We start from the raw sequence: 13834 nt of genomic DNA, 5'->3' as shown, positions 1-13834 counted from the left end.
GGACGGCATCCATACAAAGACTTTTGCTGTTCCTAGGGCTTTCGTAGTCCGTTTTATCTGGCGTGGCGCTGCTGATTGCGTGGGTTTATGAGCTTTGTTGTTTCATCTCTGGGCTCCGTGCGCTCACGGCCGCGAGGCCCCGCCTTCCGGCCTCGCGCTGCTGTTTTAGCCTTGGCCGGTTGGCCTGCCTGCGGCACCAGGTCTAAAACAAAGGCGCTCAACCGAAAGGCTGGAAAAGGGAATGCGCCAGCAAGAAGGCCTCAAACCTCACAGGTTTTGAAAACCGGTGAGATTTTCTCTGCTGAGAGATTCTCCCCTTTAGGATTGCCCAAACGAGAGTTTGAGGCAGCGAGCGTAGCTCTGAAGAGGGGGTGTTTAAACCTGCCGATCTGAGCATTCCAATATTTGCAGCAATTGTAGAGACCAGGCACCGCCTTGTCTCCCACGTGTCCTCAACATCAATTGCTATATACAGGTGCTCTCGAAAAACACCGGCCATTGGCACAGACGCTCGCAGGACCTGCGGACGCTGCGAGGTCTTTTGAGCAGGCGAAACTACAGACGGAAAAAGACACACGCATTCCAGAAATTCCCCTCCTCGGAGGGGTAGATTTACATTCCCTTCCCTTTTTGGTGTTCTCACAAACAACTAAAAATTTGCTTTTAACGCTGAGAACCTCACCAACTCCATATAATGATCATTACCCGTTTTCAACAAAACAGTCCTAAAACAGAAAGGCCCGCAATCTTGCGGGCCTTTCTGTTTTAGGACTGTTTTGTAACTTATTGTTTCGGTTTGATCACCAGGCTCTCACCTACTGACACGTTGTAGTCGGTTTTGTTGTTCCACTCCTGGATCTGTTGGATGGTCACGCCGTATTTTTTGGAGATGCCATACATAGACTCGCCCGGGGCCACTTTGTGGGTAATGGTTTGGGTAGCGGCGGCAGGAGCAGCGGTGGCACTATCAGTTGGCATTGCAGTCTGGGTCTGTGCGGCGGCTGGGCTGGCCACTACCAGTTTCTGCCCTACGGTGATAGAGCCGGTACCCAGGTTGTTCCAGGTCTGCAGATCCGCTACTGATACGCCGTACTTGCGGGAGATCGCATACAAAGTCTCGCCAGGGGCAACGGTATGTTCTGCTGCGGTTGAAGCAGTGCTCGTTGTGGCCGGAGTTGCTTTCACGGGAGCAGTGGTGGTGGCAGGGGCAGCAGCCGTAGTAGCGGCGGCAGGTGTAGTGTTAGTAGTGGCAGGCGCGGTGGTAGTGCCGGTCAGGGTCAGTTCTACACCCAATCCAAGCGGTGCGCTACCATCCAGGTTATTCCAGGCCAGCAGGTCTTTCACCGGGATGCCGTATTTGCGGGCGATGGAGTAGAGGGTCTCGCCTTTCTCTACCACGTGTTTGCCGGTGGCTGGGATAGGCATAGGGGCAGGCTGGGCAGCGGTGACTTTTACATCAGAGATCACAGCTTCTTCAGGGGCTCTGCGCTCAATGGCTGGGGCTGGTTTATTGGCGGTAACCGGTGTTTTGGCAGGATAGGTGGCGGCAGGTGCCTCGTCCGTAGGAGTTTTCTTTACATAAGGCGGCACGCTGGTATCCTCTACTTCCACACTGATGGCGCCGGGCTTAGTGGTCGTTGCGGTGGTTTTAGGAGTAGTTGAAGTTGAGGTAGTTGCTTGAGAAGCTGCAGTGGTTTGCTGGGCCATTACTGGAGTAGCAGGGGCGGCTTCGTCCTCCAAAGGTCTTATCTCCACCGGAATGCTGCTAGGTCTGGTTTCCTGCAGCCAAACCACGCGGCCTGGCTCTGGGTTCTCGCCCTTCTGCATACGGTTTTTAGACAAGAGCTTGTTCAGCTTGATGGTGTATTTCTGGGAGATGTCGTGCATGGTCTCGCCGCGCTGCGCCACGTGGAATTCCGTATCCTTAGCTTTGCCGCGTTTGGCTTGCAGGTAGTACGGTTTGCCGGCCACAATGGCATCGGTGGCTTGCAGGTCGTTCACGCGCTGGAATTTGCCGGTGGAGATGTTCCCTTGCAGGGCCAGCATTTCTTTGGTGTCGCCGGGTTGCGCTACGACTGATCTTGGCTCATACGTGTTGTTTAGCTTGGCCTTAAGGGTCTGGAAAAAGCCTTTAATTCTGCTCACGCTGTCCTGAGGCTTGCCCACTGATGCGGTTCTGGCAGACGTGCTGGATTTTCTCACCGGTCCGGCTGCCTGGGCCAGTACCGGACGTTGGGCCCCGGAAATGTACGGCACCATGACGGTGTATTCTTTGTCGGCGGGCACGGTAGAGGCCATGAGCCATTTGTTGTAACGCTCTACTTCGGCAGCATCGGCCTGGGCGGCCATAGCAATCTCGGTGAGGGTTTGGCCTGGAGTGGCTTTCACCGGCTGCAGGGTAATGGTAGGGTTAGGGTTCTTCCCGATGGCGTTTTCATAGGCCACTTTATGGGCCAGGAAGGTGAGTAGGTATTTGTTTGTCTGGCTCGTGATCTCCATTTTCTTCACCCCGATGTCTGAGGTCTTGGTCAGGGCTTTGGTGCCGTTGAGTCCCTGGTAATAAGAAAGCAGGGTATTGAACCAGTTTTTATAGTAGGCATTGCTGCGCAGCATGTAGCGGGCCGCCCCGTGGCTAGACGCAATGATGTGCTTGCGCTCATCCACGTTGCTGTTCACCTTGATGCCCAGTTCCGTAGCCGATCCTTCCTTGAACTGCCAGAAACCCACGGCGTTGGACGTGGACACGGCATCAGACACCAGGCCGCTTTCCTGCAAAACCAGGTATTTGAAATCGGCGGGCACGCCTTCTTCTTTCAGGGCCTGCTCCACAAACGGGAAATAGGCATCGGCTAATTCTACTTTCTTCTGGAAGTAGCCGGGATGCTTGGTGAGGGCATCCACTACTTTCTGGATTTCTACGCGGGCACCGTCCTGGATCTGCAGGTGGATGTCTGCGAAGTACATATTGTTGGGAACTACCGGGCTTTGGGCTTGCGCCACCCAGCATAACAGGCTGAGTAACAGGAGCGATAATGATTTTTTCATCTGATTATCGTGGGGATTGATAAAAGAATAGGAGAAAACCTATGTTCTTGTAAAACTGGAATTACGGCCCTCTAAGTGGCTATTGGGTAACCAGTTGTACCAGTAGGTTCTATACAAAGTAGGCGATTTTGGGAAGGGAATGGAAGGGAGGGGTGGGTAAAAATTTATCCACCCGCTTTTCCACGGGGTTGTCCACAAGTTGTGGATTACTTTTTCCGGGCCACCAGAATGCCGTCCCTGATGGGCAAGAGCAGGTTTTCTACCCTTGGGTCCTCGTGCACCTTGCGGTTGAAATCCAGAACCAGCTCGGTGTCCTTGTCCAGTTTAGGCCGGAATTTCTCTACCACCTTGCCGCTCCAGAGCACATTATCGGTGAGAATGAAGCCCCCGGGCCGCACTTTGTCTATGACCATGTCAAAGTACAGGCCGTTGCTTTTCTTGTCGGCGTCAATGAACACCAGATCCCATTGCTCGTCCAGGGTGGGGATGACCTCAGCGGCCTGCCCGATGTGCAGCTGGATCTTCTCCTCCAGACCCGCCTCCGCGATGTACCTCCGTACCATGTCTTCCAACTCATCGTTCACATCGATGGTGTGCAGCACGCCATCCTCGGCTAGTCCCTCGGCCAGGCACAGCGCAGAGTAACCCGTGTACGTGCCTATTTCCAGGATGCGGCGCGGGCGCATCATCTGCGAGAACATGGCCAGCGTACGCCCCTGCAAATGCCCCGAGAGCATGCGCGGTTTCATCACGTTCAGGTGCGTCTCGCGGTTCAGCCGGTGGAGGAGGGGCGTCTCGGGCGTAGTATGGGCCTCTGAGTACGCGTGCAGGTCTGGGTCCAGGAAATCCATTGTATCAAATTTGGAATCAAGAATTAAGAATTAAGAATGGGCAAAGGTAAAGCCGCGGAATCTTAGAAGCCTGATTTGGGGCTGTTTTCTTAAAAGGGCGCGCAAAACATAAACCTACTCCAGGGAATTTTCTTTTGCAGCCGCTAACCGCTAGGCAAGGCCTTAATATCCTAAGAAGGCTTAATGTAGGGGCAATCCCTTGTGGTTGCACTAATTGATTCCTGACCGCAGTTGGAGTTGTTGGTGATAACACCAACAACGGCGGGCGATATTACAGAAGCTCCCTGTACAGACGGCAGTTTCCAAGGCAAATGGAAAAGCCTGCCACAGAAAGGGCAGGCTTTAGGTCGGGTTTCTGTTTAGGGGCCATTTTTTGAAAAGCAAGCCTAAAACAGCATTTCGTTAGAACCGCTTAATTGAGCAGCCGGTGGCCCGGTTCTCTGAGTTGGCTACGGAACGACCCGCCAGCAGGGCATCCAGGGCGGTGGCCAGGTGGCGCTGCTTCACGAAGTTCTCGGCCTGCGGATTGTCATCAATGGCGCCTTTGTAGCGGAGGTAGAAGCCATCAGCGGAGTTTTGTAGCACAAACACCTCGGGCGCCTTGGTGGCTCCAAACTGCTTACTTAGTTGCTGTCCTTCGTCAATGAGGTAAGGGAATTTCTCGGTGCTGGGGCGATCCGGTTGGGGTTTGGCGGCCTGTCCGCCTTCCTCCAGACCAATGTTGGTATTCACGTACACAAACCGGGTGCCTTTGCCGGCATAGCTCTGGGCGAGGTTCTGCAGGCGGTTTTCGTAAATTTTGGCGTAAGGGCAGTTCACGCTGGTGAACACCACCACCAGCAAGGGCGCATCTTTGAAGTTAGACAGCTCCACAGCCTGGTTCTGGGCATCCTTCAGGGTGAAGTTGTCTACTTTGGAGCCAATCCGGTATCCGCTTTGGGCAAAGGCCGCGCCGCTCAACAGCAGCGCCACGAGTAATGTAAAATATGTTTTCATAGTTTCTTGGTTTAAGGCCTCTGGGCTTATCATAATGCGCAGAGAGCCACTTTTACTATCTGGGCCCCAGCACATACGTGAGCACAAAATCCGGGTGCATTTCGTAATGCACCTCGTAGCTTTGGTCAAACGTATCGGTGACCACCCTTCCGGCGAAGGCGCCTGCTGGTTTTCTTTCAAAGTCCTGCAAGCGCAGATTCTCCTGGAAATCAAGCTTACGGTTGCGGTACACTTTGTAGAGCGTTTCTTTGGCGCTCCAGTAAAGGTGCACTTTTTCCGGGTCTTCTGCGGCGGCGGCCAATTCTTCCTCGTTCAGGAAGCGCGGGGCCAGCCGCGGCGCTTTACTGCCTATCATTTCAATATCTATGCCAACTTGGTGCGCGCAGGAAACCAGCGCGCCCACCCACGGCCCCGAGTGGGTGAGTGATACGTGCCAGGCATCGTCTGTACAGATGGGACCGCCTGTTTCCTGGGTCTGCAGATACATCTCCGGGGCCTCTAGTTTTTCCAGCAACTTGTACGCCAGGACGCGCGCCGCCAACCATTCCTTTGTACGGGTTTCGGGTTTGAACGCCGGGATTTCATGGTCTGGCCGCATGGAAAGCAGTTGCGCCCGCAATTCTTCTATGGATTCCTCTATTCGCCAAAGGCCTAGTAGTGAAGCAAAAGAGACGGGTTTGTGCTGGAAAAGGGGCATAGGGGCAAATGGGCGGAAACTGTTTTCAGGCTGATTTTGGTAAATTTAGGCAAAAATAGCTTTCGTCCCTTTTCCCGCACGCCATGGCCAGTCCCTTTCAGGTTCAGAAAATCACCACCCTCACCGGTCACCGCGACTGTGTTTACACCCTGGAACGCGCGCCTGAGCCCCAGAAGTTTTTCTCGGCCGGGGCCGATGGCATGGTGGTGCAGTGGGATTTGACCAACCCCGAGCACGGCGAACTGGTGGCCCGGGTGAGTTCCAGCGTGTACGCGCTCAAATACTTGCACGAGAAAAACTGGCTCCTCATTGGCCACAACCACAACAGCCTTGAGATCCTGGACCTAGCCATGAAAGCCATCGTGAAAACCATTCCTTTGCCGCCGGCCGCCATCTTTGATATCCAGTATTCCTGGGAGCGCCAACAGGCCTACCTGGCCCTGGGTGATGGTTCTCTGGTGGTGGTAGATCTTGAGAAGTTACAAGTAGTCAAGGTTTTGCTGTTTGGGGAGAAAAGCGTGCGCTGCGTAGCGGTGCACCCTGAGAAACCAGAACTGGCGCTAGGCCTGAGTGACTTCAGAATTTTAATTCTAGACCAGGAGACGTTCAGCGCAAAGAAGACGTTAGAGGGGCATACCGGATCGGTGTTCACGGTGGCGTACACGCCAGATGGCCAGTACCTGCTCAGCGGCAGCCGAGATGCCCATCTGCGGGTCTGGGACGTGGAAAACGGGTACCAGGAACACGCCAGCATTATCGCCCATCTGTTCACCCTGAACCACATCGCGTTCAGCCCCAACGGGCGGCTTTTTGCCACCTGCAGCATGGACAAAAGCGTGAAGGTATGGGATGCCCAGACCTTCAAATTATTGAAAGTGATTGACAAAGCCCGCCACGCCGGCCACGGTACGTCAGTGAACAAATTGTTTTGGTCGGCTCATTGGAATCAGTTAGTTTCGTGTAGTGATGACCGCAGCATTGCGGTTTGGGCGTTAACCTTGAAGGAAATATGAAGATTACTCCGTTAGAAATCAGACAGAAAACGTTTGAGAAGGCGTTTAGGGGCTTGGATAAAGAAGAGGTGCAGGCGTTCTTACTTACCTTGTCCCAGCAGTGGGAGAAGTTGCAGGACGAAAACAAAGACCTGCGCGTGAAGTTGGAAGTGGCCGGCCGCGAAGTCCAGAAACTGCGTGAGGTGGAATCATCACTTTACAAAACCCTCAAGACCGCCGAAGATACCAGCACCAGCATTGTGGAGCAGGCCTCCAAAGCCGCTGATCTACAAGTACGTGAAGCCCAACTCAAAGCCGATCAGGTGCTGGAGTCCGCCCGCCAGAAAGCCCGCAGCGTGCTGGAAAGTGCTTACATGCAAGCCGACAAAACCGTAGCAGAAATGCATGCCGAGGTGAAGAGCCTGGAGCAGGACTACCTGCGCCTGGAAGACTACCTGGAGAACATGGTGCGCGACCTGCAGAACCTGGCTTCTGATGCCCTTGATAAGGTAGAGAAAACCAGGTCAAAACCTAAAGCCTCTCTTGCCAGTATCTTACAAAGAGCCGCTCAAATTAAAGCGCAGCGGCCCGATGACGAAAAAGACACGGCCATGAACGCATTTGCATCAACCCCCATACCCGCTGTAACCCCAACGCCTAAGCAGGCCAATGTGCCGGTTTCAGCCTTTGTAGACCAACCGCAGGCAGACGGATACGAAATAGGAGGCGGTGGAAGCCGCGAGTCTATCCCGGCAACGCCAGGAACTATCCCGCCGGTGCATACGCCCAATCCGGCCCCGGATGTGCATCCTCGTACCCCCGAGATCGTGCCGCCGCATATCCCAACGCCGTCTATTGATCCTCCCAGAAGAGAAGAGCCTAAACCTGATATTCCGCCGGCCCCATCACCTTCGCCTGTGACAGAACCGGAGCCAGAGCGTGAGAATCCGCTACCCGAAAAACCAGAGGTGCAGCCTCCGGGAACAAGCCAGGCCAAGCCTGCCCCTGCGGTAGCTGCCGGCGGCGGTTCTTTCTTTGACGAAATCTAGTCTCCTTAAAGATGGGGCAGATTGCACTGGAAGGCATGGAGTTTTTCGCCTTCCACGGGTTTTATGACGAGGAGCAGAAAATAGGCAACAAGTACGGTGTGGACCTTTACATCCAGACGGACCTGCACGCCGCCGCCGCCTCAGACAACCTGGACGAGACGGTGAACTATGAGAAACTCTACAAAGTGGTCCTCCACGAAATGGGCTCACCCGCCCGCCTACTGGAGCACCTGGGCCACCGCATCATAGAAGGCGTGTACCAGGAGTTCCCTTTCGTGCAGCAGGTCAAAGTAAGCGTCTCTAAGTTCAACCCACCGCTAGGTGGTATCTGCCACAAAGCCAAAGTCACGCTGGAGAGAACCAAAGAGTAGCATAGACTAATTGCTATTTTAAGTCAGATTCAAAGTAAATAGGCAGAGAATAGAATCATAGCAAAACGCCTCATCCGTTTTAAAAGGGTGAGGCGTTTTTGTTTGAGGAGGTAAGTCACTCACATGTGGAACGAATTCCTTGCTAAGCGCAGATTCTCCCCTTGAGGAGAGTTAGAGGGGTGTTTACACTTGCCGGTCACGCATTCCGTATACTATCTCTGATGCCAAACAAAGTCATTCCATATCGCCCGGACCTAAGAGATAAGGCAAAACAACTGCGCAATAACAGTACGCTGGCGGAGGTGCTGCTTTGGGAAGAGATCAAGAACCGGAAACTTGGATATCAATTTCACCGGCAGTGCCGCTCCTCAACTTCATTGTGGATTTCTATAGCCAAGAATTGCGGTTAGCTATCGAGGTGGACGGGGATAGCCATGACAACAAGGTGGATTATGATCAAAAAAGGGAACAGGAACTACGTGCCTATGGGGCTAGCTTTCTCAGATTTGAAGATCTTAATGTAAAGAGAAAGATGGCCTATGTTGTGCAGGAGATACTTGATTGGATTGAAGATTTCAAGAATCAGCAAAAGTAAGTTCTCCTATGTAAACACCCCACTTTATCTCCCCTCAAGGGGAGAATCTGCATTTAGAACGGTTAATGAGGTAATTAAAAGTCCCTTAGTAAGTTAGCTCAGTGGGATGCAAATTCTAATGCCATTTGCTAATTCCTCACATCTTCCAATCTCCCAATCTAATCCTCCCTTCCCCAACGGCCACGTCCATTTCCTTTTTCCCTTCTTTTCTCAAGTTCTTTCTCCAGCTTCTTCTGCCAGTCTTTTTCGCGATCTTTCTCCTTGTTCTTCTTGTCCTTTTTGCCTTTGAAGAGGCGTTTAAAGAAGCGCTCAATGCCTTTGTCTTCCTCTACTACCGGAGGAGCCTCTACTACGGGGCCTTGATAAGGTGGGCAGTTAAGGTAGCTCTGCAGGTGCGGCGGCAACGGGGCGAACTGGCTATAGGCGTAGCGGCGGAAGGCGCGGTCTTGGCTCAGGCGTTGGAAGAAGGTGCCCCAGATGGGCAGGGCAGTGTTGGCGCCCCCGCCTTGTTCCAGGTCCCGAAAACGGATGCGGCGGTCCTCGCCGCCCACCCAGGACCCGGCCACCAGATCAGGGGTGAAGCCTATGAACCAGCCATCGGCGTGCGATTGGGTGGTGCCGGTTTTGCCGGCGATGCCCATACCCAGACCGAAGTCGCGGCGGAGGCGGCGGCCGGTGCCCTCGTTGACCACATTCTCCAGCATGGGCCGCAGTAAAGCAGTGGTTTGGCTGGAGAGCACGTGCTGGCCTTGCCCGTTGGAATTGGTCTGGTCCAAGAGGACGGTGCCTTGCCGATTGGTGATGCGGAGGAGGTAGCGGGGCTTGATCTGATAGCCACCGTTGGCCAGCGCCGCGTAGGCCGCCACCATCTCCAGGAGGCTGGCATCGGCGGTGCCCAGAGCCAGGGAGGGCGTAGAAGGCAGTTCACCAGAGATTCCCAGGCTATGCGCCGTCTGAATCACGCTGGGCAAACCTGCCTGCAGCGCCACGTTCACTGATACCGTGTTGATGGAATGCGTGAGAGCGCCCAGCATGGAGTAAGATCCACCATACTGCTCATCTGCGTTTCGGGGTGACCAGTTCTCATACTCGGGGAAGACGCGGCGGTCATTTGAGAAGTAGGAGCAAGGGGCAATGCCTTTTTCCAGAGCCGTGGCATACACCAGGGGCTTGAACGTGGAGCCCACCTGCCGGCGCGAGCGCACGTGGTCGTACTGGAAATAATTATGGCTGATGCCGCCTACCCAGGCCCGCACATAACCGCTGTTGGGTTCCATGGCTACAAAGCCGGCGTTGAGGTAGCGTAAGTAGTGGCGCAGCGAGTCCATGGGGCTCATGGTTCGGGTGACCTCGCCGCGCCAGCGGAACACCTGCATCTTGCGCGGCGTGTTGAAGATCTCGGTGATTTCGTCCTCAGAGAGACCTGCCGCTTTGTGGCGACGGTACCGGAGCGACCGTTCCTTGGCTGCTTTCAGGATATCTGGTTGGCCCGACCAAGGGGCCTTTTTGGCCCAGTGCTTGTCAAAATCTATTTGCAGGGCCTTCATACGCTGCCGCAAGGCCAACTCGGCGTGGCGCTGCATGCGGCTGTCAATGGTGGTGTAGATTTTGAGGCCATCGGTGTAGAGGTTGTAAGGCTCCCCTTCAGCGTCTTTCTGCTGGGCTGCCCAATGGCCCAACTCCTCACGCAGGTGCTCCCTGAAATAGGCGGCCAGGCCGCTGTGGTGGGAGTAAGGGTTATATCTGAGTTTAAGGGGTAGCTTCTGCAGGGAATCTTTCTGGGCCGGAGTGAGATAGCCGTATTTGGCCATTTGGGCCAGCACCACGTTGCGCCGCTGCAAAGAACGGTCGGGGTACAGCTTGGGATGGTAATAGGTAGTGCCCTTGAGCAGACCTATAAGCACAGCGGCCTCCTCGGTCTTGAGCGAGTCTGCCGAGGTGTTGAAGAAACGTCGCGCCGCCGATTCAATCCCGTACACGTTGCCGCCCATGGGCACGGTGTTCAGGTACAGCCCCAATATCTCTTCTTTGGTGTAAATGGCCTCAAAACGGCGGGCCAGAATGGCTTCGCGCAGCTTGTTCACGGGCATGGAAAGGTATCCCAGGCTTTTGCGCGGGAACAGGTTTTTGGCTAGCTGTTGACTAAGGGTACTGCCCCCGCCGGAGCTTTCTTCCTGCAGGAGCAGACTTTTAATGAGCACGCGGGCCAGGCTTCGGTAATCCACGCCATCGTGCTCGTAGAACCGCACGTCCTCAGTGGCGATGAGGGCCTTGATGGCGGGCTCGGCAATCTTGTCGTAGGCCACGTTGGTGCGGTCCTGGATAAAATAGCGGCCAATGAGCACGCTATCGGCGGTGTAGACCTCAGAGGGCATGTTGTTCTGCACGGCTTTGAGCTGGCGCTTGGTAGGCAACCACCCAAACACCCCGAAGTACACGGCCAGGTAGAACAAAAACAGCAACAGCAGAATGACCAGCATGAATTTGCTTAGAATGCGGAGCCAGCCCTTCCGGTCCAGGGATCGCCAATAGGTCAGACTCAGCTTCTGCCCATGGCGGGCAATCCAGCGCTTGCGCCGGCTGTTGATCCAATCTGAGAAGCTTCCGAAATAAGAATTGAAAAAGGGCATGCGCTAAGAACGTATAAACTGCGGCAAAGGCTATGCTTACCTCAAGGATACTGCCAAGGTTTCACCGTTTTTGGGTCAGTTTACACAAATTGGCCGTAAAACAGAGGCAAAGCCCAATATCGGCATCCTTTGGAAGCCTCTTTGAAACCCAACCGACGCAGATGAAAGAAGCTAGAAAGATAAAATTGAGTGTGCTGGACCAGTCGCCGGTGCGGGAAGGCGGCACCGCCGAGCAGGCGCTGCAGGAAACGCTGGAACTGGCCAAACTGGCCGATAGATTGGGCTACACACGCTATTGGGTATCTGAGCACCACAACTCCCTGGGCCTGGCGGGTCCATCACCGGAGGTATTGATTCCCTATCTGGCGGCGCATACGCAACATCTGCGCGTGGGCTCGGGCGGCGTAATGCTGCCCCACTACAGCGCTCTCAAGGTAGCCCAGAACTTCCGCCTGCTGGAGGCTCTGTACCCCAACCGCATTGACCTGGGCATTGGCCGGGCTCCCGGCACCGACCGCAAAACCGCGGCCCTGCTCAATCCCTACAACCAATTCAACGAGCAGGATTTTGTGACGCAGCTTATTGACCTGGACCGCTACCTGCAGGACGGTCTCAACGGCTCTGAGGCTGCCGAGGTGAAGGTGACACCCCGTTCAGCTACCACGCCGGAGTGCTGGCTGTTGAGTTCCAGCGGCCAAAGCGGCGTGTTTGCGGCCCACTTCGGGATGGGTTTCTCCTTCGCGCATTTCATCAATCCCAACGGAGGCCCTGAGATGATGCACAACTACCAGACCCGGTTCACGCCCTCGGCGATGCTCAAGAAACCTGCCGGTAACTTCGGAATCTTCGTGCTCTGCGCCGATACCCAGGAGAAGGCCGAGGAACTGCAGCTTTCCATGGACATGCTCATGCTGCACATCCGGCAGGGCAAAGCCGCCGGCGTGCCCTCGCTGGAGAAAGCCAGAGCGTTCTATGAAGACCTGGACGAAAGCGAACTGGCGCACATCCAATATAACCGCCAGCGTATGGTAGCCGGTACCCCAGACCAGGTCAAAGCCAAACTAGATGCCTTGGCCGAAGCCTACAACGTGGACGAGATTGTGGTCGTCACCATCACCCATGACTTTAAAGATCGCTTGCGCAGCTATGAATTGCTGGCCCAAGCCTATGGGCTGGAGCCGCAGGGTTAGTTGTTGATTGTGAATTGCAAATGGTTGTTTCTGGGCTGTTTTTCAGAAAGGAGCAAGAAGATAATACAAGCGGTTCTGCCGCTATTCCGTAGCTTTGCCCCATTCACTAAGAATTGGTTCTATGGAGCAGCGGGTCATAACGGTTTTGAGCAGGGTGGAATACCCGAAGCCTGGCAACAACCAGGTATCTTCCAACGATACTACCAGCCAGGTGGCGCAATTCCTGGAAAACGGGTTTGAGATACAGATGGTGTCTACCCAGTTGAGTCCCGGGGTGGATGAGGGAACCCGGCAAAACGCCATTTTGGCCACAACCTACCTACTGGTCCGGCATTCTTCCTGAGGGAGAAGCGGCCGCAAAGGTTGGACAGAGCAATACTGGGGACCTGAGGAAGTCTTTTTTTCTTTGGCAGGAAAGATAATTCCGGTGAAGTCCCTGGGTTATCCGTATCTTTAAAGATGATGGAAAATCTATATCCCCAGGGCTCAGCCGTATTCGCCAAAGTAAATCCTACCATAAGGTTAACCATAAGACGGTACGCCAAACGCGTGTATTACTGCACGGTGGCGGACAAACCCTCTCACCCCGATCTGGTGTACTATGAACGGGAACTTGTGCCGCCCACTGGCGCAACGCAAGCATAAGAGAACGCAGCTAACGGCCTAAAAACTGTTAGCTGTTTTTTTTTACCAGTTCCTGCAGCCTGATGGCGTTGAAAGGCGCGTGGCTCCCAATGTCATTATCAAAATACACAAACACATCTTTGCCTTGATCAGCCCAGGTGCGGCAATGGGTCGCCCAGTGTTGTAGTGTCTCTTCTGAGTAGCTTCCGGCGTATTTTCCCTCGGGACCGTGGAGGCGCACGTACACGAAATCGGCGGTGACTTCCAGGGGCGAAAGGTGGCCAGCCAGGTCATAGATGCAGAAAGCGCAGTTGTATTGCTCCAGCAAAGCGTTTACCTCGGGATGGTACCAGCTTTGGTCCCGGAACTCAAAGGTATAGCGGTGATAGGGCGGGAGGGCTTTGAGGAAATCCTGAAATCTTTCCAGGTTCAGCTTCCAGGCGGGTGGCAACTGGAAAAGGATGGGACCGAGTTTCTCCTCCAGCGTCTGGGCATTGTCAAGAAATTGTGCTAGGCTCTGCTGCGGGTCCTTCAGCTTTTTCATGTGCGTGATAAACCGGCTGGCCTTTACGGCGAACAGGAAATCTGGCGGTACGCTGGTGCGCCAGGCAGCGAAGGTCTCTGCGGAGGGCAGCCGGTAAAAGGAGTTGTTGATCTCCACCGTCCGGAAGAAGCGGAGGTAATACTCGGTGAACTGCTTGGCGGTGACGCCCGGCGGGTAGAAGTTGCCTTTCCAATGGTTGTAATGCCAACCCGAGGTGCCGATATAAATAGTGCCTTTTTCCTGCATTGCC

General features: G+C 54.5%; 12 protein-coding genes and 1 pseudogene. 7 read left to right on the top strand and 6 right to left on the bottom strand.

Annotation, left to right across the window (positions count from 1 at the left end):
- Positions 1-783 precede the first annotated feature (783 nt).
- The 4 genes from J3P34_RS07790 to J3P34_RS07775 all read right to left on the bottom strand — a co-directional run bounded on the left by J3P34_RS07790 (position 784) and on the right by J3P34_RS07775 (position 5589).
- Positions 784-3045 (bottom strand): LysM peptidoglycan-binding domain-containing protein, encoded by a 2262-nt coding sequence (locus J3P34_RS07790; RefSeq protein WP_210487657.1) that lies wholly within the window; start codon positions 3043-3045, stop codon positions 784-786.
- Between the two features lie 206 nt (positions 3046-3251).
- Positions 3252-3896, bottom strand: coding sequence for an O-methyltransferase (locus J3P34_RS07785; protein WP_210487656.1), 645 nt, complete (start codon positions 3894-3896; stop codon positions 3252-3254).
- Positions 3897-4298: 402 nt separating this feature from the next.
- Positions 4299-4892 carry a redoxin family protein gene (locus J3P34_RS07780; RefSeq protein ID WP_210487654.1) on the bottom strand — a complete coding sequence of 198 codons (594 nt, stop codon included), beginning with the start codon at positions 4890-4892 and terminating at the stop codon, positions 4299-4301.
- A gap of 55 nt (positions 4893-4947) precedes the next feature.
- Entirely contained in the window at positions 4948-5589 is a 642-nt protein-coding gene (locus J3P34_RS07775) for a 4'-phosphopantetheinyl transferase family protein (protein WP_210463626.1), read from the bottom strand.
- An 83-nt stretch (positions 5590-5672) separates the two neighbouring features.
- Here J3P34_RS07775 and J3P34_RS07770 point away from each other — a divergent pair, with 83 nt between their 5' ends.
- The 4 genes and pseudogenes from J3P34_RS07770 to J3P34_RS07755 all read left to right on the top strand — a co-directional run bounded on the left by J3P34_RS07770 (position 5673) and on the right by J3P34_RS07755 (position 8596).
- Entirely contained in the window at positions 5673-6602 is a 930-nt protein-coding gene (locus J3P34_RS07770; protein ID WP_210463627.1) for a WD40 repeat domain-containing protein, read from the top strand.
- On the top strand, positions 6599-7630 hold the full coding sequence (locus J3P34_RS07765; protein ID WP_210463628.1) for a DivIVA domain-containing protein: 1032 nt from the start codon (positions 6599-6601) through the stop codon (positions 7628-7630). Before J3P34_RS07770 ends, J3P34_RS07765 begins: the two co-directional genes overlap by 4 nt.
- Before the next feature lie 11 nt (positions 7631-7641).
- Positions 7642-8001: a dihydroneopterin aldolase gene (gene folB / locus J3P34_RS07760; protein WP_210487652.1), complete on the top strand. Its 360-nt coding sequence runs from the start codon at positions 7642-7644 to the stop codon at positions 7999-8001.
- Between the two features lie 221 nt (positions 8002-8222).
- Positions 8223-8596, top strand: a pseudogene (locus J3P34_RS07755) (endonuclease domain-containing protein).
- A 158-nt stretch (positions 8597-8754) separates the two neighbouring features.
- On the opposite strand, the gene J3P34_RS07750 reads toward J3P34_RS07755, so the two are convergent.
- A complete protein-coding gene (locus J3P34_RS07750; RefSeq protein ID WP_210487650.1) occupies positions 8755-11226 on the bottom strand; it encodes a penicillin-binding protein 1A in 2472 nt (823 codons plus the stop codon).
- 161 nt (positions 11227-11387) lie between these two features.
- On the opposite strand from J3P34_RS07750, the gene J3P34_RS07745 reads away from it, so the two are divergent.
- From J3P34_RS07745 to J3P34_RS07735, 3 genes are all read left to right on the top strand, one after another.
- Positions 11388-12416: an LLM class flavin-dependent oxidoreductase gene (locus J3P34_RS07745; protein WP_210487648.1), complete on the top strand. Its 1029-nt coding sequence runs from the start codon at positions 11388-11390 to the stop codon at positions 12414-12416.
- 121 nt (positions 12417-12537) lie between these two features.
- Positions 12538-12759, top strand: a complete 222-nt coding sequence (locus J3P34_RS07740; protein WP_210487646.1) for a hypothetical protein — start codon at positions 12538-12540, stop codon at positions 12757-12759.
- A gap of 116 nt (positions 12760-12875) precedes the next feature.
- Positions 12876-13061, top strand: coding sequence for a hypothetical protein (locus J3P34_RS07735; RefSeq protein WP_210487644.1), 186 nt, complete (start codon positions 12876-12878; stop codon positions 13059-13061).
- 28 nt (positions 13062-13089) lie between these two features.
- Here J3P34_RS07735 and J3P34_RS07730 read toward each other — a convergent pair whose 3' ends face one another.
- Positions 13090-13830, bottom strand: coding sequence for a DUF72 domain-containing protein (locus J3P34_RS07730; protein WP_210487641.1), 741 nt, complete (start codon positions 13828-13830; stop codon positions 13090-13092).
- Positions 13831-13834: the final 4 nt, after the last annotated feature.

Origin of the sequence: Rufibacter aurantiacus (genome assembly GCF_017916345.1) — a bacterium.
Classification (GTDB): domain Bacteria; phylum Bacteroidota; class Bacteroidia; order Cytophagales; family Hymenobacteraceae; genus Nibribacter; species Nibribacter roseolus.
Note: the sequence above shows the minus strand (reverse complement) of the source record. Positions and strands in the feature narration are given on the sequence as shown.